Consider the following 24,953-nt stretch of genomic DNA (forward strand, 5'->3'; position numbering starts at 1 on the left):
ATGATGCCCTCACCCCGGCCCTCTCCCACGGGGAGAGAGAGAAAACATTAAAAAAGGCAACTTAAGTTGCCTTTTTGCTTTTATTTGGCGTCTGTCGCCGTGCCGTTAGCATGCCAGTCAAACACGCCGAACTCAAAGCCCTTCAGATCGCCCTTTGCGTCCCAGGAGAGCGGCCCCATCACGGTTTCCACCGTGTTGGCTTTCAGCCAGGTGGCAATCTCAGCCGGATCGGCTGACTGATTCAGACCTGCCTGCAGAGACTGCAGCGCTGCGTAGGTGGTCCAGACGAACGCGCCGCTTGGATCCTGCTTCTTCGCCTTGATGGCATCTACGATAGGTTTGTTCGCTGGCACCTGGTCGTAGTTCTTCGGCTTGGTCACCAGCAGACCTTCGGCAGATTCACCCGCGATGTTAGACAGGGAAACGTTCGCCACGCCTTCCGGGCCCATGAACTGGGTTTTCAGACCCGCAGCGCGCGCCTGGCGCAGGATCTGGCCCATTTCCGGGTGGTAGCCACCGTAGTAAACGAAATCGATATTCTCTTTCTTCAGACGCGCCACCAGGGTGGAGAAGTCTTTCTCGCCGGCGGTGATCCCGTCAAAGAAGACCACGTTGGCATTGCCTTTTTTAAGACCGTCCTGCACCGCACGGGCCAGACCTTCACCATACTGCTGTTTGTCGTGAACAATCGCGATACGCTGCGGCTTCACTTTTTCCAGAATGTACTTAGCCGCCGTTGGGCCCTGATCGGAGTCCAGACCGGTGGTACGCAGGGTCAGCTTGTAGCCGCGCGCGGTCAGCTCCGGTGCGGTCGCAGCCGGGGTGATCATCAGGATACCTTCGTCTTCGTAGATGTCAGACGCGGGCTGAGTAGAAGAGGAGCACAGGTGACCGATAACGTATTTGATGCCGTCGTTGACCACTTTGTTCGCCACCGCGACCGCTTGCTTCGGGTCACAGGCATCGTCGTATTTTACGATCTGCAGTTTTTCGCCCTTGATGCCGCCCTTAGCATTAATGTCTGCAACTGCCTGTTCTGCGCCCGTAAATTCCTGGTCGCCGTACTGTGCTACCGGACCGGACATTGCGCCCACCACGGCCACTTTAATATCTGCCTGCGCCATGGTGCTGAATGCCAACGCGATACATCCTGCCAGTAACGCTTTACCCTTCATGTTCATCCTGAGATTCCCCATTATTATGGTTATTACGATTGTTGTGATGTTGTTGTGCAGCGCTTTATTTCAGTTATTGGTGTGCTGTTCGCGCTTTTTCAGCATACTCTGCTAAAACATACCCCATTTTTATGATTTTGGAATAGCTAATTTGAAATGAATATATGATAAGCCCGACAGGATTTACCGCCGGGCTGGTGGCTTTAACGTGTCAGCGACGCGAAGATAATGTCCAGCGCTTTGCGGAACTGCGCTTCTGGGATGGTAAGCGGATAAAGGAAGCGGATCACGTTGCCGTAAACGCCGCAGCTCAGGAGCAGCAGCCCTTCGTTCAACGCGCGCTCCTGCACCTGACGGGTAAATTCCGGCGACGGTTGCCCGGATTGCGGATCGTTAAACTCCACCGCGACCATCGAGCCCTGGGCACGGATGTCGGCGATGAACGGGCAGTTTTCCTTCGCTTTGTTGAGCACTTCTACCAGATGATGGCCGAGATGCGCCGAGCGCGTGCAGAGATCTTCCTCGTCAATCACGTCCAGCACCGCGTGCGCCGCGGCAATCGCCAGCGGGTTACCTGCGTAGGTACCGCCCAGACCGCCAGGTGCAGGCGCGTCCATCACCTCGGCGCGGCCCGATACCGCTGAGAGCGGCATCCCACCCGCGAGGCTTTTTGCCATGGTGATCAGGTCCGGCTTCACGCAGTGGTGTTCCATCGAGAACAGCTTGCCGGTGCGGGCGAAGCCGCTTTGCACCTCGTCGGCAATCAGCAAAATTCCGTGGGTATCGCACAGGGCGCGCAGCGCCTGCATAAAATCAGCGGGCGCAATGTTGAACCCGCCCTCTCCCTGAACCGGTTCGAGAATAATGGCCGCCACCTGGTCTGGGGCGATATCCGCCTTAAAGATGCGCTCCAGGCTTTTTAATGCTTCCGCCGTGCTGATGCCGTGCAGATCGTCAGGGAATTGAGCGTGGTATACCGAACCGGGGAACGGGCCGAAACCCAGCTTGTACGGCGCGACCTTACCGGTCAGCGCCATGGTCATAAAGGTGCGACCGTGGAACGCGCCGCCGAAGGTGATAAGGCCGGGGCGTCTGGTATACGCGCGGGCAATTTTGACCGCGTTTTCGACCGCTTCAGCACCCGTCGAGAAGAAGGCGGTTTTGGCCGGGCCGTTAATCGGCACGCGCTGGTTGATGCGCTCGGCAAGCGCCACATAGCCCTCATACGGCACAATCTGGTAGGCCGTGTGGGTAAAAGCGTGGAGTTGTTTTTCGATAGCGGAGATAACTTTGGGATGGCGATGGCCAGTATTCAGCACCGCGATCCCGGCGGCGAAGTCGATGTACTCATTGCCTTCCACGTCCCACACCGTGGCGTTTTCGGCTTTATCAGCATAGAAGTTACACATCACGCCGATGCCGCGCGGCGTCGCCTGTAAACGCCGGTCATTCAGTTCGTTATTTTTCACCCTGACCCCCTGAGAAAATCGCCTGCTTAGCGCATCAGTAAGTGTTTGCCAGGGGGGAGAAATTCGCCAGAGCGGGCGCTAAAAAAACAAAACCCCCGAATTTGCATTCGAGGGCTCTCGGTGTACTTCGCAGTAATTACGCTTCGATAGCGGCGCGAAGTTTTTTCATGGCGTTCTTTTCAAGCTGACGGACACGTTCCGCAGAAACGCCGTAGCGGTCGGCCAGCTCCTGCAGCGTGGACTTGTTGTCTTCGTCCAGCCAGCGGGCGCGGATAATGTCCTGGCTACGCTCGTCGAGGCCTTCCATCGCATGGGTCAGCTTGTTCGCAGCCTGATCTTCCCAGTTGTCCTCTTCAATGCCGTCGGCAAAGTTAGAGGTTTTATCCTGCAGATACAGAACCGGTGCCATCGGCTGGCTGTCAGATGCGTCGTCGTCGGAGGACATATCAAAGGTCATGTCCTGCGCGGCCATACGGGATTCCATCTCACGGACGTCTTTGCTGGATACACCCAGCTCGCGCGCCACCATTTCCACTTCATCCTGATTGAACCAGCCCAAACGCTGCTTGGTTTTACGCAGGTTGAAGAACAGCTTACGTTGCGCTTTTGTCGTGGCGACTTTCACGATACGCCAGTTGCGCAGCACGTATTCATGAATTTCTGCTTTGATCCAGTGTACGGCGAAGGAGACCAGTCGCACGCCCACTTCCGGGTTAAAGCGACGTACAGCCTTCATCAGGCCGATGTTACCTTCCTGAATCAAGTCCGCCTGCGGCAGGCCATAGCCCGCATAGTTACGAGCAATGTGAACAACAAAGCGCAGGTGAGACAGGATCAGCTTTTTCGCTGCTTCCAGATCGCCCTGGTAATGCAGCTTTTCAGCAAGCGCCTTTTCTTCCTCGGCCGTTAACATCGGCCAGGTGTTCGCAGCCCGGATGTAAGATTCCAGGTTACCAACAGGGGCTAAAGCTAAAGTTTGCATTTCTTTGGTCATTCATTCCTCTCAATGTTTCTTCTGGTCCAGGCTGTCCCCGTCAGGCAACAACCATGCCAAAGCGTTTGAGCAACGAGATTAGCATCCACTCTTTTATCAGACAGTGATTTTATCCACAAGTTCCAGGTGCAACGGTGAATAAATTACGCACAAAATGTGACATGGAGATGATAACAGGGGAAGAGACAACAGGGACGCTTTCCCTGCAGAGCGAACATCTCGGTGCAGGGAAAGATTATATCACGCTTTTATTAGTCGGGAGTAAAGTGGCGTAAATGTTGAACCGTTGCCAGCCATGCGGCAATCCAGCCGATCATGGAGCACACCAGCAGCAACAGCAGGCACTCATCAAAGCCTAAGCCACTGATATCAAACTTAGTTCCGAAAACCTGCGCCACTTCTGTGACGGCAGACGAAAGCCGCATCACCAAAATTTCTGACAATATCAGTGAAAGAAATGCGCCGGAGAAACCGAGCAGTGCGCCACCGTAGAGGAACGGACGCAGGATGAAACCATCCGTTGCGCCAATCAGTTTTTGCACGTTGATGGTATCGCGACGCGCAAAGATGCTCAGACGCACGCTGTTACCGATGACGAGGAACACCGCCGCCACCATCAGCACGCCGATCATCGCCGACACGCGCCCCACCAGCCCGGTCAGCGCCGCAAGACGGGCAAACCAGCTGTCGTCCATGCGCACTTCATCAATCCCGTTGATGCGTGTGATGCGGTCACGCAGGGTATTCAGAGAATCGGTACCCTGGAAATCCAGCTTCGGGATCACCACCGCCACGGCGGGCAGCGGGTTCTCTTCCAGCATGTCCAGCGCGCCGCCAAAGCCTGACCAGTTACGGAACTCGCCCAACGCTTCTTCACGGGAGAGATAATTCACCTTCTCCACGCCCTGCTCGGCCTGGATTTGCCCGACCACCTGCGCCGCCGCGTTATCGTCGAGCGCTTTATCCAGATAAACGGTGATCTGCGGTGACGGATAATACTGCGACGCCGCCTGGTTGACGTTCTTATAGACCATGTAGCAGACGCTTGGCAGCGTCAGGGAGATGGCAATCACCATCACCGTCAGGAACGTCGCCAGCGGTTTGCTTTTCAGGTCCTGCAGCGCGCCGTGGAAGGCGTAGCGCACCTGTTCGTTAAACACGTTGGTCTTGCGGGAGGCCGGTTTCGGCGCCGCTTTCTGGCGCTTAGGCGCATTACGATTGCCGTCACCGCCGCCCTGCGGCTTACGGAAACGGTCGAACCGGTTCCCGAACTGCCGAATCTGGTTCATTGCATCACGCTTGTTCACCGTGGCCTCCGTGCAAATGCCCGTCGCTCAGGGTCAGCATGCGGTACGAACGACGGGAAATCAGCCCCATGTCGTGCGTCGCCATCAGTACCGTTACCCCTACGCGGTTGAATTCCTCAAACAGACGCAAAATCCCTTCGGACAGGGCATCGTCCAGGTTACCGGTCGGTTCATCCGCCAGCAGTACGGCAGGCTTGTTCACCACCGCGCGGGCGATGCCCACGCGCTGCTGTTCACCGCCGGAAAGCTGGATCGGGAAGTTCTTCGCTTTGTCCAGCAGCCCGACCTTGTCCAGCGCCGCAGAGACGCGACGGCGGATATCGTCATAGCTGGCGCCGGCAATAATCAGCGGGATCGCCACGTTATCGAAAACGGTGCGATCCATCAGCAGGTGGTGATCCTGGAAAATCATACCGATCTGACGACGCAGAAACGGCACTTCACGGTTTTTCAGACGGCTAATTTCGTGGCCGCTGAACCAGATTTTCCCGGCGCTTGGCCGTTCGATCCCACAGATAAGCTTGAGCAGGGTACTTTTCCCCGCGCCGGAATGGCCGGTCAGGAATGCCATCTCGCCTGGCTGCAGGTGGAACGTCACCCCCTGCAGCGCTTGTCTCCCACCGAGATAGGCCTTGCTGACGTGTTCAAAGCGAATCATTGTTAGTCCTCTCGGGCAAATAATGCCTCAATAAAGTCGTCCGCCTTAAACGGACGCAAATCCTCAATACGCTCGCCCACACCGATGTAGCGGATAGGAATGCCGAACTGGTCGGCCACGGAGAAGATCACCCCGCCTTTCGCGGTGCCGTCCAGTTTGGTCAGCGTGATCCCCGTCAGCCCTACCGCTTCATGGAACAGCTTCGCCTGGCTAATGGCGTTCTGCCCGGTGCTGGCGTCGATAGTCAGCATAATTTCATGCGGTGCATCTTCGTCCAGCTTCTTCATGACGCGGACGATTTTCTTCAGCTCTTCCATCAGGTGCGATTTGTTTTGCAAACGCCCTGCGGTGTCAGCAATCAGCACGTCCACGTTGCGCGACTTCGCCGCCTGGATGGCGTCGAAAATCACGGATGCGGAATCTGCGCCGGTGTGCTGGGCAATCACCGGAATGTTGTTGCGCTGGCCCCACACCTGGAGCTGCTCAACCGCTGCCGCACGGAAGGTATCGCCCGCCGCCAGCATCACCGATTTGCCCTGCTGCTCAAACTGGCGCGCCAGCTTGCCGATGGTGGTGGTTTTACCCACGCCGTTAACGCCAACCATCAGAATAACAAATGGCGTTTTGCCTTCAATATTAAGCGGTTCGTCAACTTTTGCGAGAATTTCACCCATCTCGTCTTTCAGCAGGCCGTACAGCGCCTCGGCGTCGCGCAGCTGTTTGCGGCTCGCCCCTTCGGTCAGGTTGGCGATGATCTTACGGGTAGTTTCCACGCCCACGTCCGCAATCAGCAGCTGCTCTTCCAGCTCTTCAAACAGATCGTCGTCGATCTTCTTGCCGCGGAAAAGACTGATAAATCCGGAACCTAAGTTTTCTTTGGTTTTGAGCAGGCTGCGCTTCAGGCGCGCGAAGAAACCTTCTTTGGTCGGTTTTTCCTGCTCCTGAACGATCTCTTCTTCGGCCTGCTCTTCCACCGGCACGACGATTACCGCTTCTTCAGCCGCTTCCGCCGCCAGCGCCTGAGCTTCCAGCTCTTCGTCGGTCAGCTCTGGCTCAAGTGCCGCCTCTTCTTCCACCGCCTCAACGATTTCAACGGTTTCCGCTTCGGCCTGCCACTCTTCGGCAGAAACCTCTTCAGCTTTAACCTCTTCGGGCAGCGGCAGCGCTTCGTGTTCGATAGCAGCCTGCGGCGCTTCGGTAAGGGTTTCTACGATAACCGGCTCTGGCTTCTCGCTCTCCTGAACCTGTTCAGTGACCTCAACCACCTCTTCAGCAAAGGATTCAATCTCTTCTTTGCTGTGCGCTGGTTCTTCCGCTTCGACAACCGCAGCGGTTTCGACAGGCGTTTCAGGCTGTGACTGCTCTTCTACAACCTGTTGCTCTTCGGTTTTCTGTTCTGTTTCTTGCTCTTTTTCACCGAAACCCAACCAGGAAAAGAAGCCACGTTTTTTTTGTTTTGCCATCTGCGACTACACTCCTCGCGGCGCTATATACAGGGAAGCTAAAAAAATGATGAAATAGTCTAACACTTTACTTAATTGACATCACCGCCCGCAATCGCAGGGCTATGGTTAACAGAGCTTTCCAGAGATGAAGAAACCCACCCGCGCCCCGGCCGGTCAAATTCGCATTATCGGCGGCCAGTGGCGAGGCCGGAAATTACCGGTGCCGGACAGCCCCGGTTTACGCCCTACAACCGACCGCGTTCGCGAGACGCTGTTTAACTGGCTTGCCCCATCAATGGTAGACGCCCACTGCCTGGACTGCTTCGCCGGAAGCGGTGCCTTAGGGCTGGAGGCGCTGTCGCGCTACGCCGCCAGCGCCACGCTGCTGGAGATGGAGCGCGGCGTTGCGCAGACGCTGCAGCAAAATCTGGCGACGCTGAAGGCGACGAACGCGAAAGTGGTCAACACCAATACGCTGAGCTTCCTCGCGCAGCAGGGTACGCCGCATAATGTGGTCTTTGTCGACCCGCCGTTCCGCAAGGGGTTGCTGGAAGAGACGTTATCCCTGCTGGAGCACAATGGCTGGCTGGCGGATGACGCGCTGATTTATGTAGAAAGCGAAGTGGAAAACGGCCTGCCACCCGTTCCCGTTCACTGGGATCTGCACCGCGAGAAGGTCGCAGGCCAGGTGGCTTATCGTCTGTATCACCGTCAGGCACAAGGAGGATCCGATGCCGGTACTGATTAACCTGGGACGCTTGCTGATGCTGGGCGTCTGGGCATTTTTGATTTTGAATCTGGTGCACCCGTTCCCGCGCCCGTTGAACATCTTTGTTAACGTGGCGCTGATTTTCACCTCGTTCATGCACGCCCTGCAGATGGTGATGCTGAAAAACGGCCTGCCGAAAGATGGCCCGCCGATGACCGGCTGGCAGCAGCTGCGGGTGTTTATTTTCGGCGTGTTTGAACTGCTGGTGTGGATGAAGAAGTTTAAGGCGCAGGTGAAGAAGTAAGGTGCGGTGTGATGCCCTCACCCTAACCCTCTCCCACGGGGAGAGGGGACCGATCGCGCATTATTCAGCCCTAAAACCTACAAAACGCGACCCTTTATAGCTCAGCGTGCCTTTCTCTCCCACCGTCAGCTGATGGTACTGCTGCGCCTCCAGGCGGAAGGTCATCTCCAGACCACCGGTTTCCGGCTTAAAGCTGGCTTCATAGCGCATGCTGGTGCCCGCGGGCGTCACCTGCTGCTGGCGAGAGCGGCGGTCATTAAGCGGTTTCTCGCGTTTGTTCGCCACCACTACGCGCTTTTGCATCAGCGGCGCGGCGTCGTTGTCCGCCTTTTCGCGGCGCTGCTGCACGAACCGAAACGAGGCGGCAATGACGATAATCGCCACCACGATAATGAAAAACAGCGGCATCTTGCTCATTGAAACATCCCATCAGATTATGCGGAATTCAGGATACCTCGCCTGCCCCGGCATTGCCAAACGCCCGCTCGCGTCACTACACTGGATCAGAAACTGATTATTCAGCCTCAACAGTTACAGGGAGTTAATATGCTTTGGTCATTTATCGCTGTCTGTTTTTCCGCATGGCTTTATGTCGATGCGTCCTATCGCGGTCCAGCCTGGCAGCGCTGGTTGTTTAAACCCGTCACGCTGCTGTTGCTTCTGCTGCTCGCCTGGCAGGCTCCGATGTTTAACGCCATCAGCTATCTGGTGCTCGCCGGGCTGTGTGCCTCCCTGATTGGCGATGCCTTAACCCTGCTGCCGCGTCAGCGCCTGCTGTATGCCGTGGGGGCATTTTTCCTCTCCCATCTGCTGTATACCATCTACTTTGCCAGCCAGATGACGCTCTCCTTCTTCTGGCCGCTGCCGCTGGTGCTGCTGGTGATTGGCGCGCTGCTGATTGCGGTGATCTGGTCGCGTCTGGAAGAGATGCGTCTGCCGGTATGCACGTTTATCGCCATGACGCTGGTGATGGTGTGGCTGGCCGGTGAACTATGGTTCTTCCGCCCGACATCTCAGGCGATGTCCGCGTTCTTCGGCGCGGCGCTGCTGTTAATCGGTAATATCGTCTGGCTGGGCAGCCACTATCGCCGCCGCTTCCGCGCGGATAACGCGATTTCGTCCGCCTGCTACTTCGCCGGGCACTTCCTGATCGTGCGTTCATTGTATATCTAAATAACGCTTGACTCTGGAGTCGACTCCAGAGTGTATGCTGCGGTTAATGAGAAAATTATCATTACCGGAGACTGCCATGTCGACTCCAGAAATTCCCAAAAAAGTCCCACAATTCTCGGCGCTTAAGCTCAGCCCGGTTCCGCCGAAAGACGACTGCTGCTGCGAGGGCGCGTGCGAAACGCAGGTCGACGCGCTGCCTGAAGGCGGCAACCGCTACAGCTGGGTCATCAACGGCATGGACTGCGCGGCCTGCGCCCGCAAAGTGGAAAACGCGGTGAGGCAAGTACCGGGCGTGAACCACGTTCAGGTCCTGTTCGCCACCGAAAAGCTGCTGGTCAGCGCCGAAAAAGACGTCAGTAAGCAGGTTGAAGCCGCCGTCAGCAAGGCGGGCTACGCTCTGCGCAGCGAAGCAGTCCCCGCTGAAAAAACGTCTCCGCTAAAAGAAAACCTGCCCCTTATCACGCTCGTCATCATGATGGCCCTGAGCTGGGGTCTGGAGCAGATTAACCACCCGTTCGGTAATCTGGCGTTTATTGCCACTACCCTGGTCGGGCTGTTCCCGATTGCCCGTCAGGCACTGCGCCTGATGAGAAGCGGCAGCTGGTTTGCCATTGAAACGTTGATGAGCGTGGCGGCCATTGGCGCGCTGTTCATTGGCGCGACGGCGGAAGCGGCGATGGTGCTGCTGCTGTTCCTGATCGGCGAACGGCTTGAGGGCTGGGCAGCGAGCCGGGCGCGCAAAGGGGTGAGCGCGCTGATGGCGCTGAAGCCAGAAACCGCCACGCGGGTTAATGAAGGCAAACGTGAAACGGTCGCCATCAACACGCTGCGCCCGGGCGACGTGATTGAAGTCGCCGCGGGCGGGCGTCTGCCTGCCGATGGGGCTCTCGTTACCGCCACCGCGAGCTTTGACGAAAGCGCCCTGACCGGGGAATCCATTCCGGTTGAGCGTGCGGCAGGCGAAAAAGTCCCTGCCGGTGCCACCAGCGTCGACCGCCTGGTGCAGCTCAAAGTCCTGTCCGAGCCGGGCGACAGCGCCATCGACCGTATCCTGAAGCTGATTGAAGAGGCCGAGGAGCGCCGCGCGCCAGTCGAACGCTTTATTGACCGCTTCAGCCGGATTTACACCCCCGCCATCATGCTGGTCGCCCTGCTGGTCACCGTCGTTCCACCGCTGTTCTTCGGCGCGCCGTGGGAGGGCTGGATTTATAAAGGGCTGACCCTGCTGCTGATTGGCTGCCCGTGCGCGCTGGTGATCTCTACGCCCGCGGCGATTACCTCGGGGCTGGCGGCAGCGGCACGTCGCGGGGCGCTGATTAAGGGCGGCGCGGCGCTGGAACAGCTGAGCCAGGTTCAGCATATCGCCTTCGATAAAACCGGCACGCTGACGGTTGGCAAGCCGCAGGTCACCGGCGTCTATCCGCAGGACATCAGCGAAGACGAACTGCTGATAATGGCCGCCGCCGTTGAGCAGGGCTCCACTCACCCGCTGGCGCAGGCGATAGTGCGTGAAGCGCAGAGGCGCGGGCTGGCTATCCCTTCGGCAACCGCCCAACGGGCGCTGGTCGGGTCAGGGATTGAGGCCGTCGTCGACGGCAAAAAGGTGCTGATTGTTGCGGCGGGCGCGTTCTCTCATCCACAGGTTGAGGCGTTAGAGCAGGCCGGGCAGACGGTCGTTGCCGTGATGCAGGACGGCGTGTCGAAGGGCATGCTGGCACTGCGCGACACTCTGCGCGATGACGCCAAAGACGCCGTGGCGGCGCTGCATCAGCTGGGCGTACAGGGCGTGATCCTCACCGGCGATAACCCGCGCGCGGCGGCCGCGATTGCCGACGAGCTGGGGCTGGCGTTTAAGGCCGGATTACTGCCAGCGGATAAGGTCAGCGCGGTAACCGAACTGAACAGCCGCGCGCCGCTGGCGATGGTCGGTGACGGAATTAACGATGCCCCGGCGATGAAGGCCGCCACCCTCGGTATTGCGATGGGCAGCGGCACCGACGTAGCGCTGGAGACGGCGGATGCGGCGCTGACGCATAACCGTCTGACCGGGCTGGCGCAGATGATCGCTCTTGCGCGGGCGACGCGCGCCAATATTCGCCAGAACATCGGCATTGCGCTGGGTCTGAAGGGGATATTTCTCGTCACCACGCTCCTCGGCATGACCGGACTGTGGCTGGCGGTGCTGGCGGACACCGGGGCGACGGTGCTGGTCACGGCGAACGCGTTGAGATTATTACGGCGGAAATAAAAACGCCCGGTGGCGGCTGCGCCTTACCGGGCCAATAACAACTCTGAACCGTAGGCCGGGTAAGGCGCAGCCGCCACCCGGCAAAAAACGGCGTTACTGCATCCCCAACATCCTCGGCAGCCACAATGATATAGCCGGGATGTACGTCACCATCCCCAGCACCACCAGCAACATACCGTAAAACGGCAGCATCGCCCGTACCACGGTTTCAATCTTCTGCTTGCTCACCGCGCTCGCCACAAACAGCACCGACCCGACCGGCGGGGTGATCAGCCCGATCCCCAGGTTAACCATCATGATCATCCCGAAGTGCACCGGGTCGATCCCCAAAGAGTTGGTCACCGGCAGCAGCACCGGCGTCAGGATCAGAATGATCGGCGCCATGTCCATCAGCGTGCCGATCAGCAGCAGCATTATGTTGAGATACATCAGGATCACGTACTTATTATCAGAGAGCGACGTGAAGAACTCGGTGATGCGCATCGGCAGCTGCATGTAGGTCATCACCGCGCCAAACGCCGCGGCAAAGCCGATTAAAATCATCACGATGGTGACGGTTTTCACCGTGCGGCACATCAGCTTCGGCAGTTCGCTCCATTTGTAGTCGCGGTAGATAAACATGGTGACGAAGAATGCCCACAGGCAGGCCACGGCGGCGGATTCCGTCGCCGTAAATATCCCGGACAAGATCCCGCCGAGGATAATCACCACCGTCATCAGCCCCCACAGGGCATCAAGTAAAATCTTCACCGCCTGCTTAAACGGGATTTTCTCACCCTTCGGGTAACCGCGCTTGTGGGCGAATCCGAGACAGAGGATCATCAGGCACAGCCCCAGCAGCAGCCCCGGCAGCACGCCGGCGATAAACAGCGTGGCGATGGAGACCGTTCCCCCCGCCGCCAGGGAATAAATCACCGAGTTGTGGCTGGGCGGGATCAGAATCGCCTGCACCGACCCGCTGGCCGTGACCGCCGCCGCGTATTCGCGCGGATAGCCCTTCTTCTCCATCTCCGGGATCATCACGCTGCCGATGGACGCTGTATCCGCCACCGACGAGCCAGAAATCGCGCCGAAGAACGTCGAGGCGACGATGTTCACCAGCGACAGCCCGCCGCGGATAAAGCCGACAAACACATAGGCGAAGTTAACCAGCCGTCGGGCAATGCCCCCTTCCGCCATGATCGCTCCGGCGAGGATGAAGAACGGGATCGCCAGCAGGGTAAATTTGTTCACCCCACTGGTGATCTGGATCATCAGCGCCTCAAGCGGTAAATCAATCCACAGCGCACCTGCCACGGCGCTCAGCCCCACGGCGAAGGCCACCGGCATCCCCAGCGCCAGCAAAATGGCGAGGGTGAATAACAAAACAAAAGCATCCATTGTTCACCCCTTAACTGTGATTGCCGATCAGCACGACCGGACGGTTTTCCTGCGCGCCAAACAGCAGGCGTTCAAGCACGAACAGAATCAAAATCGCCGACCCGATCGGCAGCGGCAGGTAGCTTTCGCCGGAAGTCAGGATCGGAAACTCCGCCACCGGCTGCTCCCAGAGCTCGACGCACAGCCAGTAGCTGTACCAGCACATCAGACCGGAAATCAGCAGCATCAGCAGATCAACCACACGTACACACAGCTTTTGCAGCGACGCGGGCAGACGGTCGGTGAGCATATTGACCGCAATGTGCGACCCGGCGCGGTAGCTCACCGCCGCGCCGATGAAGGTGAACGTTACCATGCAGATAATGGCGACGGGCTCCGGCCAGGATTCGCCGCGGTTGAGCACGTAGCGTGAGAAGATGCCGATGGGGATGACAATCGTCATCACCAGCAGCGAGACACCCGCCACCGCCATGGCGAGCAGGTACAGACGGTCCATCCACTTCAGGTAGAGTTCGGACATACGTGCTCCGTATTACTGGACGTCAGCGATGGCTTTCATCAGATCCTGATGCTTGTCGCCATACTGGGCGCGCACCGGCTCTGTGGCCTTGATGAATACCGTCTTATCGATATCGTGGAACTGCACGCCGCCCGCCTTCATTTTCGCCAGCGCCTGGTCGTTATACGCATTCCACAGCTTGCGCTGTTCGAACTGCGCTTCACGGGCCAGGGTCAGGATTTTTTGCTGTTCATCAGCGCTCAGCTTGTCCCATTTCACTTTTGAATAGAGCAGCATTTCCGGGGTGATAAAGTGGCCGCTGAGGGTGTAGTTTTTAGCAACCGGCATGTAGTTGTGGGCGATAAAGGTGGGCGGGTTATTCTCCGCGCCGTCGATCACGCCGGTCTGCATGCCGCTGTAAACCTCGCTAACGCCCATCGCCACCGAGTTCGCCCCCATGTCCTTCAGCGTGGCGAGTGCCACCGGGCTGCCCTGCACGCGGATTTTCTTCCCTTTCAGATCTTCAGGTTTGACAATCGGCTCTTTGGTGATCAGGTTGCGGGTGCCGGAATCCATCCAGCCGAGGAACACCAGGCGGGATTTCGGGTTCGCGGTCAGCTTGTCGCCGATCTGCTTGCCGATATCCCCGTCGATCACTTTATGCATATGATCCTCATCGCGGAAAACGTACGGCAGGGTGAAGACTTCGATATCCGGCAGGATGGCGGCAACCGGCGCCATGGAGACGCGGATCATGTCAATCGCCCCCATCTGCGCCTGCTCAATCATCTGCTTTTCATCCCCCAGCACGCCGCCGGGGAAGACCTTAATCTCCAGCTTGCCGTCGGTTTGTTGTTTGAGTTTTTCACCCATGTGCTGAACCGCGACCACGTTCGGGTAGCCTTCAGGATGCACATCGGCGGCTTTGATGGTTTGGGCAGAAACGGTGCAGGCAAAAGCAGACAGGCACAGCGCGGCCAGTAACGGCTTGAGGGTCGTATTCATTGAGTCAGCTCCAGGGTAGCGATGTCAGCGTTAAAACAGTGTTTTATTTTTTTACGCTTAGAAAATAGACTAGCCCGGGAGAAGCGTAGGTGAAGCGCCTCACAAAAGCGCGAATTTATGAAACGATGGTTTAAATTTGTGAGGGCGGTAATGCCGGGTAACGACGCGGCCATACCCGGCGGGGCATGACCGCGCGTCAATCAGGAAAAATAGCTCATGACCAGGCCTAAAAACAGCACCAGACCGACATAGTTATTGTTCATAAACGCTTTAAAGCAGGCTTCGCGTTCGCGTTTTGCAATCAGCTTCTGCTGGTAGGCAAACAGCAGCCCTGCTACCAGTATCGACCAGTAAAATTCCCAGTTCAGTCCGTTCAGGCGCGCAATCGCGACCATCAGCGCCAGTACCGCAACCTGCAGAATGCCAATGATGAGTTTGTCCTGGCGTCCAAAGAGAATGGCGGTGGATTTAATGCCAATTTTCAGGTCATCGTCGCGGTCAACCATCGCATATTGCGTGTCATACGCCACGGCCCAGAGGATGTTCGCCAGGAACATCAGCCAGCAGCTAAGCGGTAAGGACTCACTAACTGCCGCAAACGCCATCGGAATCGACCAGCCAAACGCCGCCCCCAGCACCACCTGAGGCAGATGGGTGTAGCGCTTCATAAAGGGATAAACCCAGGCCAGAGCAAGCGCCGCGACGGACAGCAGAATCGTCATGGTGTTCAGGGTTAATACCAGCAGGAAAGAGAGCAGCACCAGAACGATGAACAGTACGCGGGCTTCTTTCCCGGTCACCTGACCGCTGGGTAGCGGGCGGTTGGCAGTGCGCTTTACGTGGCCGTCAAATTTACGATCGGCATAGTCATTCACCACGCAGCCCGCCGCGCGCATCAGCCAGACGCCGGCAACGAATACGCCCAGGATCCACAGCGGCGGCATGCCCGGCGTGGCCACCCACAGCGCCCATAAGGTCGGCCACAGCAGCAGCAACGCGCCAATGGGTTTATCGGTACGCATTAAGCGGTGATACGCCAACAGCTTATTCTGCGTCAGGGTCCACTCCATTTTTTCTTCCTCTTAGTACAACGGTGATGCCGGTAAAAATAGCTCCGTCAGGATTAACGGCTTACCGCTCAGGCGAAGGCGGGAACGGCGCCCCCACAGTTCGGCATCACGCCCAATTTCAATGAAATCCCTGGTCAGCTCAGATGAGGTGAAAAGATAACGTCCCAGCGGCGTTTTCCCCAGCCGCTGCAGCGCCAGCTCAGGCCCGGATAGGGTAGATTCGGGCACCACCGTCCGCCCGGCAAGCCAGGGTTCGCCATCGGCACAGAGCAAAATTTCACGCAGCCAGTAGCGTTCCTCTTGCGGCAACAGCGGCAGCTCGCTGGCGATCTCATCGCCGGAGACAAACCCTTCCTGTATCAGGGTTACCGTGACCGTTTTACCCTGTTGCTCAAAACGTTTTGTCATGGAATCTTCCAGCAGCAACCAGTCCAGCTGCTGCGGATCAAGCGCAGGTATTTGGTCGAAATAGCGCAGCGCACGCAGTTGCGTTAGCGCGGGGTGTGACATGCCAGACTCTCCGATACATAACGTAATGGCATTGTATCGCAGAAACGGGCAATGAGGGGGGGCCAAACGTTATTTAACGATCACTATCGCAACATGGGCGCAACAGCCTGGCGAATACGAAAAAAAGTGCGCCCACTCAGGCGCACTAAACTACTAACAAATCAGCACTGTGGGGAACAGTTACCCCTTGCCTTTTACACTGCTGATAAAGGTGGAACGGGCAGTGGTTGAACCTAAACGTTCGGCTTCATCAAGCAGTTTCAGCGCTTTATCGACATCGCCGCGCTTCACCGCCTGCTTAATGGCGTTGTTGAAGTACTCTTCGGTGTCGTTCAGTACGGGCTCGGCTTTCTTCGCCGGGGCTGGCGCTGCTGCGGCGACCGGTGCGGCTGCCGTGGCAGCAGGCGCGGTGTAAGCAGGTGCTGCGGTATTGCCCACGGTCACAGGGCCGTTACCGGAGGAGCCAAACAGCGGGCCGACCAGCACGCTGGAACCGCTGTTCGTTTTCACCTTCAGCTTTAACGTTCCGTCGGTGACGTGACGAGCAATAGGGTCCGGAATATCAGGAATCGCGTTACCGGTGCCTTTTGCGTAGGCTTTAGCCGGATCGAGCAGCGTGGTGGTCTTCTGGAGATCCTGCTCGGTGGTAAAGACCAGCACGTAGAGTTTTTGCTGGCCCAGCGCAGGGGTCAGGCGCATGACGCCTTCCAGACGATCGGCGCTCATCACGCCAGGCTCCTGGTAGGTAAAGTATTCGCTTGGGAAAAAGGCTGATGGCGTCATGTTCTGATCGAGAATCAGCACGTTAGGCGCAAATACGCTCGTCTGCTTGTTGACTTCACTGGTCAGGGTAATGGCCAGTTCACCGATATTGGCGGGTACGCTATACGCAGCAACCGGGCCGGTAATACCCGGAACATTAAGCGACTGGCCGCCCGTTGAGAGCTGGGTGGTCTGGGTTTTAGACTGATCGACAGGCGTCCAGACAAGCTGTTGCAGTGCCGCTGTCGGAATAGCTGGTGCAGATGTTGTGTTTTGCGGAACGAAGTTGACGTTAGCGAGCGTTACGGCAGGCGCGCTTGCCAGCAGCCCTGCGGATAAACAAAGGGCAAGGAGAGTTTTGTTCATTTTCATTGTTATCACCTCAAAATGCACAGGTTCAGCGGTAGCCAGGCAATAGCGCGCCGTCCCAAGGATTGAGGGGCTTGCGCCCCTCAGTTTGGTCATTACGTCAGGTTAAGACGGGATTACCACCAGATTTCCATCTGGGCGCCGAAGGACCACTCGTCGTTGTCGCCACGACCGAAGGAGCTTCCATTGAAACCATCTTTGAACGCTTTACCGTAGTTAGCGTTGTTAGATGGGTTACCGTTGTAGTCATAACCCCACTTCTCATCCCACTTGGCGTAGGTTGCGAATACACGGATTGCCGGGCGAGACCAAATGCTGTCGCCTGCCTGCCACTGTTGTGCCAGGGTGATTTTGTACTGGTTGTTGGTTTCGTCAGCGCTTTGTGATTTCACGTTGTCGTAACCCACTTCCAGCAAGGTGCTCATGATAGGCGTCCATTTGAACATCGGACGTACACCCACGGTCCACCACTTGGTCCCGTTGTTGTTATCCCAGTCGATGTCCTGGTACATACCGACATACATCAGGTCCCAGCGATCGCCCAGAGAGATTGCACCGTGGTCGAGAATACGCAGCAGGCTACCGTTGTTGTTAATGTCGTAGGCATAACCCGAGTTAGAATCGATGCCTACACCAGAACCTTGAGACAAGCCTTTACCCTGAGACGTCATTGAGTCAGTGGCATACTGAACCACAAACTTGTTATAGCCCTTCAGCATGCTCTGGGTGTGCTCAGCGGTGAACATCCAACCATCTTTTGAAGCACCATCAACCAGGCGATAATCATCACGCGGGTTAGCACGACCGTAATCAACACCCAGTTCCAGAGTGCCACCTGGGTTGATTTCCATCTGTGCCAGGCGCACGTCAAAGACATCGTTCGCTGTACGAGTGGTGTAATCATAAATACTATTGCTGGCGAAAGAGGATGAACCGCCTGCTTCGGAAGAACGGGTTGCTGCCAGAGAGAGCTTACCAAAACCGACATCGATGTTTTCCAGACCCGCACCAGGACCAGAGATATCCCAGTAGTAGAAGTCGATCATGTGGACGTCATGACGCTGATAGAAGCGCTTACCGGCCCAGATGGTGGAACCTGGCAGCCATTCGATCAGGTTTTTACCCTGCACGTTAGCTTCACGGAACGCCGGGTCAGTGGCTTCCCAGTCGTTCTGCTGCGCCACGGAGTACGCTACGTTGGTGTCGAAGTAGAAGCTCTTGTCGCCTTCTTTCCACACTTCCTGGCCCAGCTTCAGTTCCGCATAGGTTTCACATTCGTTACCAAGACGGTATTTACTTTGGGCACCGGTTGCCTGGAAGCACTGTTGTTCGCCGCCACTACCCGTCCAGCCGATACCGGAACGAGCATAACCATGGAAATCCACGGCCAGCGCCTGAGCAGACATTACGCCCGCTGCGACGGCAACTGCCAGAGGAAGTTTGCGCAGAGTAATCATCATTCTATCTCCTGAGATCATTGCTTTTCTTTGAACACTTCACCTGTCGGTTTCGTGTCTTCTTTTGGGATTGCTTAAACGCCTGGCTCTTTGTGCAGCCGACGACATGCGGTGCCATCCTCACGGAACAGATGGCAGCGCTCTGGCGGCAAGCCGATAGCGAATGTGGCACCCTCTTCTACCAACACCACGTCGTTCTGGCGGTAGACCAGGTTCTGACGGATGGCGGGGATCTGGATATGAATCTGTGTTTCGTGACCAAGCTGTTCGACGACCTGAACTTCACCTTCCAGCGTCACATCCGCAATGTGGCTTGGCAGTAGATGCTCAGGACGGATACCGAGGGACATATTTGCCCCGACCTGTACGTTGGCGCTGTCGACCGGGAGCCAGACCTGCTGGCGGTTTGGCAGCTCCACCTGTACCTGTTCAATGGCTGTCGCCGTCACTTTGACGGGCAGGAAGTTCATCTTTGGCGAGCCAATGAAGCCCGCAACAAAGCGGTCTGCCGGGTAGTGATACAGCTCCAGCGGTTTGCCCACCTGCGCCACGCGACCGGCGTCCAGCACCACGATTTTGTCGGCGAGGGTCATCGCTTCGACCTGATCGTGGGTGACGTAAATCATCGTGCGGCCAAGGCGCTTGTGCAGACGGGAGATTTCAATACGCATCTGGACGCGCAGGGCGGCATCCAGGTTAGAGAGAGGTTCATCGAGCAGGAACACGCGCGGCTCGGCCACCAGCGTACGGCCAATCGCCACGCGCTGACGCTGACCGCCGGAAAGCGCTTTCGGTTTACGCTCCAGCAGGTGCGCCAGCTGCAACACTTCAGCCACCTGCGTGACGCGCTGGTTAATGACCTCTTTTTTCGCCCCGGCCAGCTTCAGGCCAAAGGACATGTTCTCGGCAACGGAAAGATGGGGATAAAGCGCATAAGACTGGAACACCATGCCTACGCCGCGTTCGGCTGGCGGGATGTCGTTCATTCGGGTATCACCGATTAGCAGGTCGCCACTGGTGATAGTTTCAAGACCGGCAATCATACGCAGCAGAGTAGATTTACCACAGCCTGATGGGCCGACAAACACCACAAACTCGCCTTCAGTGATGTCCAGATTGATGTCTTTCGACACCACTACGTCGCCCCAGGCTTTCGTTACATTACGCAGCTGTACGCTCGCCATGCCCTTCTCCCTTCGTTACAACCTGTCACCGACAGAAACATTCAAGATAAGTTCACTATGGGGTATCCATTACTTTCGTGAATCCTCCACCCCCCGCCTTTTTTATGGGGGAGGAGGCGGGAGGATGAGAGAGCAGGCTCTGCGACCGCAGCCGGGGGGCTGAGGCGAAATTCGTGAAGCCGCCTGCAAAATTCGGTGGGTTTTTATGTGCGCCAGCACTCATAACTTAAATTTATGCAACGGAGATCACACAAACGGGGGGTGGGGCGTAGGGGTTGGGAGGATGGAAAGAGGATGTCAAATAAGGAGACTGAGTCACGTTGAACCACCTTATGTATCCACGAGCACATCACCAAAAAGGATGGCAGATATGAATATCAAGACTGGCGCACGCGTTTTCGCATTGTCCGCCCTTGCAGCAATGATGGTTTCCGCCCCAGCGCTCGCCAAAATTGAAGAAGGCAAGCTGGTTATCTGGATTAACGGCGACAAGGGCTATAACGGCCTGGCCGAAGTGGGCAAAAAATTCGAGAAAGACACCGGTATCAAAGTCACCGTAGAGCATCCGGACAAACTGGAAGAGAAATTCCCGCAGGTTGCAGCAACCGGCGACGGCCCGGACATCATCTTCTGGGCACATGACCGTTTCGGCGGTTACGCGCAGTCTGGCCTGCTGGCTGAAGTCACGCCAGACAAAGCTTTCCAGGACAAACTGTTCCCGTTCACCTGGGACGCCGTTCGCTATAACGGCAAGCTGATCGCCTACCCAATTGCGGTTGAAGCCCTGTCTCTGATTTACAACAAAGACCTGGTGTCAAACCCACCGAAAACCTGGGAAGAGATCCCGAAACTGGATAAAGAGCTGAAGGCGAAAGGTAAATCCGCCCTGATGTTCAACCTGCAAGAGCCGTACTTCACCTGGCCGCTGATTGCTGCCGACGGCGGCTACGCGTTCAAGTTTGAAAACGGCAAATATGACGTGAAAGACGTGGGCGTGGACAACGCGGGCGCGAAAAAAGGCCTGACCTTCCTGGTTGACCTGATTAAGAACAAACACATGAACGCGGATACCGACTACTCCATCGCGGAAGCGGCGTTCAACAAAGGCGAAACCGCGATGACCATCAACGGTCCGTGGGCCTGGACCAATATCGACAAGAGCAAAATCAACTACGGCGTGACCCTGCTGCCAACCTTCAACGGCAAGCCGTCTAAACCGTTCGTTGGCGTGCTGAGCGCGGGCATCAACGCCGCCAGCCCGAACAAAGAGCTGGCGAAAGAGTTCCTGGAAAACTACCTGCTGACCGATCAGGGTCTGGGTGAAGTGAACAAGGACAAACCACTGGGCGCCGTGGCGCTAAAATCCTTCCAGGATCAGCTGGCAAAAGATCCACGCATCGCGGCAACCATGGATAACGCTCAGAAAGGCGAAATCATGCCGAACATCCCACAGATGGCCGCGTTCTGGTACGCCACCCGTACCGCCGTTATCAACGCTGCAAGCGGTCGCCAGACCGTCGATGCCGCGCTGAAGGATGCTCAGGGTCGTATTACTAAGTAAGAAGAAAAACGGCGGGTGGCGCGTGCGCTTACCCGCCCTACGACTACGGCACGATCCGTAGGTCAGGTAAGCGCAGCGCCACCTGACGAAAAGTTTCCACCGTTGTAGAGGAAGAACCCCATGGATGTCATTAAAAAGAAGCACTGGTGGCAAAGCGACGCGCTGAAGTGGTCAGCGATCGGTCTGCTGTGTCTGCTGGTGGGTTACCTTGTTGTTTTAATGTACGTACAAGGGGAATATCTGTTCGCCATCATGACGCTGATCTTAAGCTCTGCTGGCCTGTATATTTTCGCCAACCGTAAAGCCTATGCCTGGCGCTATGTCTACCCGGGCGTGGCCGGGATGGGGCTGTTTGTCCTGTTCCCGCTGATCTGCACCATCGCCATTGCGTTCACCAACTACAGCAGCACCAATCAGCTCGCGCAGGAGCGCGCCACTCAGGTGCTTCTGGATCGCTCTTATCAGGCGGGTAAAACCTTCAACTTCGGTCTGTATCCTGCAGGTGACGAGTGGAAGTTAGCGCTCACTGACGGTGAGAGCGGCAAAAACTATCTTTCCGACGCGTTCAAATTTGGCGGCGAGCAGAAGCTGGTCTTAAAAGAGGCCGCGGCCCTGCCGGAGGGTGAACGTGCGAACCTGCGTATCATTACCCAGAATCGCCAGGCGCTGACCCAGCTCACCGCCGTGCTGCCCGATGAAAGCAAAGTGACCATGAGCTCGCTGCGCCAGTTCTCCGGCACGCAGCCGCTATATACCCTGGCGGACGACGGCACGCTGACCAACAACCAGAGCGGCGTGAAGTACCGTCCGAATAACGACATTGGTTTTTATCAGTCTGTAAATGCCGATGGCAAATGGGGTGATGACAAGCTCAGCCCTGGCTATACCGTCACCATCGGCTGGGACAACTTTACCCGCGTGTTTACCGACGAAGGCATCCAGAAGCCGTTCTTCGCCATCTTCGTCTGGACGGTGGTCTTCTCGGTGCTGACGGTGATCCTGACCGTTGCCGTAGGCATGGTGCTGGCCTGCCTCGTGCAGTGGGAGTCCCTGAAAGGCAAAGCGATTTACCGCGTGCTGCTGATTCTGCCGTATGCCGTACCGTCGTTTATCTCGATTCTGATTTTCAAAGGGCTGTTTAACCAGAGCTTCGGTGAAATCAACATGATGCTGAGCGCGCTGTTCGGTATCAAACCGGCCTGGTTCAGCGACCCGACCACCGCCCGCTCGATGATTATCATCGTCAACACCTGGCTGGGCTATCCGTACATGATGATCCTGTGCATGGGGCTGCTGAAGGCGATTCCGGACGATCTGTATGAAGCCTCGGCGATGGACGGCGCGGGTCCGTTCCAGAACTTCTTTAAAATTACGCTGCCGCTGCTCATTAAGCCGCTGACGCCGCTGATGATTGCCAGCTTCGCCTTTAACTTTAACAACTTCGTGCTGATTCAGCTGTTGACCAACGGTGGCCCGGATCGTCTCGGCACCACCACGCCGGCAGGCTATACCGACCTGCTCGTAAGCTACACCTATCGTATCGCCTTTGAAGGCGGCGGCGGCCAGGACTTTGGTCTGGCGGCGGCGATTGCCACCCTGATCTTCCTGCTGGTTGGCGCTCTGGCGATTGTGAACCTGAAAGCCACACGTATGAAATTTGACTAAGGAGGGCACTGAACATGGCAATGGTACAACCCAAATCTCAGAAGCTGCGCCTCCTCGCGACGCACTTAGGCCTGCTGATTTTCATCGCGGCCATCATGTTCCCGCTGCTGATGGTTATCGCCATCTCCCTGCGCTCGGGTAACTTTGCGACCGGGAGCCTGATCCCGGATGAAATCTCCTGGGAGCACTGGAAGCTCGCGCTGGGCTTCAGCGTGGAGCACGCCGATGGCCGCGTCACCCCGCCGCCGTTCCCGGTACTGCTGTGGCTGTGGAACTCGGTGAAGGTAGCAACCATCACCGCGATCGGCATCGTGACGCTCTCCACCACCTGTGCTTATGCCTTCGCCCGCATGCGTTTCCCGGGCAAAGCAACGCTGCTGAAAGGCATGCTGATTTTCCAGATGTTCCCGGCGGTGCTGTCGCTGGTGGCGCTGTATGCCCTGTTTGACCGTCTCGGCCAGTACGTGCCGTTTATCGGCCTGAATACCCACGGCGGCGTGATCTTTGCCTATCTCGGCGGTATTGCCCTGCATGTGTGGACCATTAAAGGCTATTTCGAAACCATCGACGGCTCGCTGGAAGAGGCGGCGTCGCTGGATGGTGCTACCCCGTGGCAGGCGTTCCGTCTGGTGCTGCTGCCGCTGTCAGTGCCGATTCTGGCGGTGGTGTTTATCCTGTCGTTTATCGCGGCGATCACCGAAGTACCGGTCGCCTCACTGTTACTGCGCGATGTGAACAGCTACACCCTGGCCGTAGGTATGCAGCAATACCTCAACCCGCAAAACTACCTGTGGGGCGACTTTGCCGCGGCGGCCGTACTGTCTGCCATCCCGATTACCGTGGTGTTCCTGCTGGCCCAGCGCTGGCTGGTGAATGGCCTGACGGCGGGCGGCGTGAAAGGTTAAGTTTCATCTGTTATGCCACTGCAACCCTCAACTTTAGACGTATTGTATTGACCCAACTTGTGACTGTTGTTAGGCGGCCTCCGGGCCGCCATTTTTTTATTCGCGTTTCAGCCGCTTCGAGTTACACAGCCAAAGGGTGATCACCAGCAGCAGGATCGCCGCCGAGTAGATCAGCACGTCGAGCGGGGATTTATGATCGACAATGATCAGCCGCACAATGGCGGTGATGCCAATGTAAACAAAATAGCGCAGCGGGAAGTGAAAGCCGGACTGGAAGTACTTCACAATCAGGGCGATAAATTCAAAGTAGAGAAAGTAGACCACCAGACCTTCCACCAGCGCATATTTGCTGGTTTGCTCAGGGGCGAACAGCACATCCGCCAGATGCACCGTCTCTTTGCCGAGAAAGACGACCAGGATCAGGCCAAGGCTCAGCAGACCGAGGTTCAGCACGGTCTGGAGTATCGTTGAGATAAACTCAACGCGCGGGCGAGTCAGGGATGTCATACAGCACCTCATTCTCCAGGACGAGATTCCTGTATAACGCAAAAATGTGACGGGGATCTATATTTTTTAATTATGTTTTATGTAGGGAGGTAACCGATGGATCGTAAACCAACCGGGGTTCGCAACGTGACGTGCGGCGACAATGTGACCGTATATGAACCCACTAATCTTTACGACTGTGTACTGGGCAACGGCGTGTTCGTCGGCCCGTTTGTTGAAATTCAGGGCAATTCGCGCATCGGTGACGACAGCAAAATTCAGTCGCACACCTTCATCTGTGAGTATGTGACCATCGGTAAGCGTTGCTTTGTTGGCCATGGCGTGATGTTTGCGAACGATATGTTTCGTGAGGGGAAACCGAACGCCGACCGGACCAGCTGGGGCCACATTACCATCGGAAATGATGTGTCGATTGGCAGCGGTGCCACCATCCTGGCGGTCTCCATTTGCGACGGAGCGGTGATTGGGGCGGGAAGCGTAGTGACAAAATCGATCGTCGAGAAAGGTGTCTATGCCGGGAACCCGGCGAGGCTGCTGCGCCGCTTGTGATTCGCCCTGTGGCGCTGCGCTTACCGGGCCTACAAAAACCGTAGGCCG

General features: G+C 56.9%; 24 protein-coding genes. 8 read left to right on the forward strand and 16 right to left on the reverse strand.

From position 1 onward, the window contains the following. Window positions 1-80 precede the first annotated feature (80 nt). From livJ to ftsY, 6 genes are all read right to left on the reverse strand, one after another. A complete protein-coding gene (gene livJ / locus IM313_RS00440; protein ID WP_072201786.1) occupies window positions 81-1,181 on the reverse strand; it encodes a branched chain amino acid ABC transporter substrate-binding protein LivJ in 1,101 nt (366 codons plus the stop codon). Between the two features lie 197 nt (window positions 1,182-1,378). Then, on the reverse strand, window positions 1,379-2,644 hold the full coding sequence (locus tag IM313_RS00445) for a 4-aminobutyrate--2-oxoglutarate transaminase (RefSeq protein WP_048957460.1): 1,266 nt from the start codon (window positions 2,642-2,644) through the stop codon (window positions 1,379-1,381). Window positions 2,645-2,780: 136 nt separating this feature from the next. Then, window positions 2,781-3,638 carry an RNA polymerase sigma factor RpoH gene (gene rpoH, locus IM313_RS00450; protein WP_192972046.1) on the reverse strand — a complete coding sequence of 286 codons (858 nt, stop codon included), beginning with the start codon at window positions 3,636-3,638 and terminating at the stop codon, window positions 2,781-2,783. A 251-nt stretch (window positions 3,639-3,889) separates the two neighbouring features. Beyond that, window positions 3,890-4,945 (reverse strand): permease-like cell division protein FtsX, encoded by a 1,056-nt coding sequence (ftsX, locus tag IM313_RS00455; protein ID WP_028015142.1) that lies wholly within the window; start codon window positions 4,943-4,945, stop codon window positions 3,890-3,892. Further along, window positions 4,932-5,603, reverse strand: coding sequence for a cell division ATP-binding protein FtsE (gene ftsE, locus IM313_RS00460; RefSeq protein WP_003861525.1), 672 nt, complete (start codon window positions 5,601-5,603; stop codon window positions 4,932-4,934). Before ftsE ends, ftsX begins: the two co-directional genes overlap by 14 nt. 2 nt (window positions 5,604-5,605) lie before the next feature. Beyond that, window positions 5,606-7,066 carry a signal recognition particle-docking protein FtsY gene (gene ftsY, locus IM313_RS00465; RefSeq protein ID WP_045631387.1) on the reverse strand — a complete coding sequence of 487 codons (1,461 nt, stop codon included), beginning with the start codon at window positions 7,064-7,066 and terminating at the stop codon, window positions 5,606-5,608. Window positions 7,067-7,193: 127 nt separating this feature from the next. On the opposite strand from ftsY, the gene rsmD reads away from it, so the two are divergent. Together rsmD and IM313_RS00475 are read left to right on the forward strand one after the other, a co-directional pair. Next, on the forward strand, window positions 7,194-7,796 hold the full coding sequence (rsmD, locus tag IM313_RS00470) for a 16S rRNA (guanine(966)-N(2))-methyltransferase (RefSeq protein WP_028015140.1): 603 nt from the start codon (window positions 7,194-7,196) through the stop codon (window positions 7,794-7,796). After that, window positions 7,780-8,061: a DUF1145 family protein gene (locus tag IM313_RS00475; RefSeq protein WP_014882110.1), complete on the forward strand. Its 282-nt coding sequence runs from the start codon at window positions 7,780-7,782 to the stop codon at window positions 8,059-8,061. Before rsmD ends, IM313_RS00475 begins: the two co-directional genes overlap by 17 nt. Window positions 8,062-8,121: 60 nt before the next feature. Here IM313_RS00475 and IM313_RS00480 read toward each other — a convergent pair whose 3' ends face one another. Continuing rightward, the gene (locus tag IM313_RS00480) at window positions 8,122-8,478 is read right to left on the reverse strand and encodes a DUF2500 domain-containing protein (RefSeq protein WP_048998302.1); all 357 of its coding nucleotides are present in this window, start codon (window positions 8,476-8,478) and stop codon (window positions 8,122-8,124) included. Window positions 8,479-8,607: 129 nt separating this feature from the next. Here IM313_RS00480 and IM313_RS00485 point away from each other — a divergent pair, with 129 nt between their 5' ends. Further along, the gene (locus IM313_RS00485; protein ID WP_028015138.1) at window positions 8,608-9,234 is read left to right on the forward strand and encodes a lysoplasmalogenase; all 627 of its coding nucleotides are present in this window, start codon (window positions 8,608-8,610) and stop codon (window positions 9,232-9,234) included. 76 nt (window positions 9,235-9,310) lie between these two features. Beyond that, window positions 9,311-11,482 carry a Zn(II)/Cd(II)/Pb(II) translocating P-type ATPase ZntA gene (zntA, locus tag IM313_RS00490; RefSeq protein ID WP_192972047.1) on the forward strand — a complete coding sequence of 724 codons (2,172 nt, stop codon included), beginning with the start codon at window positions 9,311-9,313 and terminating at the stop codon, window positions 11,480-11,482. 93 nt (window positions 11,483-11,575) lie between these two features. Here the strand turns inward: zntA and IM313_RS00495 are convergent, their stop codons facing one another. The 8 genes from IM313_RS00495 to malK form a co-directional block, all read right to left on the reverse strand. Continuing rightward, window positions 11,576-12,862 (reverse strand): TRAP transporter large permease, encoded by a 1,287-nt coding sequence (locus IM313_RS00495; RefSeq protein ID WP_028015136.1) that lies wholly within the window; start codon window positions 12,860-12,862, stop codon window positions 11,576-11,578. Between the two features lie 10 nt (window positions 12,863-12,872). Next, the gene (locus IM313_RS00500) at window positions 12,873-13,382 is read right to left on the reverse strand and encodes a TRAP transporter small permease (protein ID WP_045260961.1); all 510 of its coding nucleotides are present in this window, start codon (window positions 13,380-13,382) and stop codon (window positions 12,873-12,875) included. Between the two features lie 12 nt (window positions 13,383-13,394). Continuing rightward, window positions 13,395-14,366 (reverse strand): TRAP transporter substrate-binding protein, encoded by a 972-nt coding sequence (locus IM313_RS00505; RefSeq protein WP_028015134.1) that lies wholly within the window; start codon window positions 14,364-14,366, stop codon window positions 13,395-13,397. Between the two features lie 200 nt (window positions 14,367-14,566). After that, entirely contained in the window at window positions 14,567-15,436 is an 870-nt protein-coding gene (gene ubiA, locus IM313_RS00510; RefSeq protein ID WP_028015133.1) for a 4-hydroxybenzoate octaprenyltransferase, read from the reverse strand. A 12-nt stretch (window positions 15,437-15,448) separates the two neighbouring features. Continuing rightward, window positions 15,449-15,946 (reverse strand): chorismate lyase, encoded by a 498-nt coding sequence (ubiC, locus tag IM313_RS00515; RefSeq protein WP_014882105.1) that lies wholly within the window; start codon window positions 15,944-15,946, stop codon window positions 15,449-15,451. 180 nt (window positions 15,947-16,126) lie between these two features. Continuing rightward, window positions 16,127-17,080 (reverse strand): maltose operon protein MalM, encoded by a 954-nt coding sequence (malM, locus tag IM313_RS00520; protein ID WP_045631390.1) that lies wholly within the window; start codon window positions 17,078-17,080, stop codon window positions 16,127-16,129. Between the two features lie 113 nt (window positions 17,081-17,193). Further along, window positions 17,194-18,537, reverse strand: coding sequence for a maltoporin (locus tag IM313_RS00525; RefSeq protein WP_028015131.1), 1,344 nt, complete (start codon window positions 18,535-18,537; stop codon window positions 17,194-17,196). A 71-nt stretch (window positions 18,538-18,608) separates the two neighbouring features. Then, window positions 18,609-19,718 carry a maltose/maltodextrin ABC transporter ATP-binding protein MalK gene (gene malK / locus IM313_RS00530; protein WP_028015130.1) on the reverse strand — a complete coding sequence of 370 codons (1,110 nt, stop codon included), beginning with the start codon at window positions 19,716-19,718 and terminating at the stop codon, window positions 18,609-18,611. 370 nt (window positions 19,719-20,088) lie between these two features. On the opposite strand from malK, the gene malE reads away from it, so the two are divergent. From malE to malG, 3 genes are all read left to right on the forward strand, one after another. After that, window positions 20,089-21,279, forward strand: a complete 1,191-nt coding sequence (gene malE / locus IM313_RS00535) for a maltose/maltodextrin ABC transporter substrate-binding protein MalE (protein WP_192972048.1) — start codon at window positions 20,089-20,091, stop codon at window positions 21,277-21,279. Between the two features lie 120 nt (window positions 21,280-21,399). Then, the gene (gene malF / locus IM313_RS00540) at window positions 21,400-22,944 is read left to right on the forward strand and encodes a maltose ABC transporter permease MalF (RefSeq protein ID WP_047362613.1); all 1,545 of its coding nucleotides are present in this window, start codon (window positions 21,400-21,402) and stop codon (window positions 22,942-22,944) included. 14 nt (window positions 22,945-22,958) lie between these two features. After that, window positions 22,959-23,849: a maltose ABC transporter permease MalG gene (malG, locus tag IM313_RS00545; protein ID WP_006810496.1), complete on the forward strand. Its 891-nt coding sequence runs from the start codon at window positions 22,959-22,961 to the stop codon at window positions 23,847-23,849. Window positions 23,850-23,945: 96 nt separating this feature from the next. On the opposite strand, the gene psiE is transcribed toward malG, so the two are convergent. Then, window positions 23,946-24,356: a phosphate-starvation-inducible protein PsiE gene (psiE, locus tag IM313_RS00550; protein ID WP_000202963.1), complete on the reverse strand. Its 411-nt coding sequence runs from the start codon at window positions 24,354-24,356 to the stop codon at window positions 23,946-23,948. A 96-nt stretch (window positions 24,357-24,452) separates the two neighbouring features. On the opposite strand from psiE, the gene IM313_RS00555 reads away from it, so the two are divergent. Beyond that, entirely contained in the window at window positions 24,453-24,905 is a 453-nt protein-coding gene (locus IM313_RS00555) for an acyltransferase (protein ID WP_028015127.1), read from the forward strand. The last annotated feature ends 48 nt before the right edge of the window (window positions 24,906-24,953 follow it).

The organism is Enterobacter cloacae complex sp. P2B (genome assembly GCF_014895985.1).
Taxonomy (GTDB): Bacteria; Pseudomonadota; Gammaproteobacteria; order Enterobacterales; family Enterobacteriaceae; genus Enterobacter; species Enterobacter bugandensis.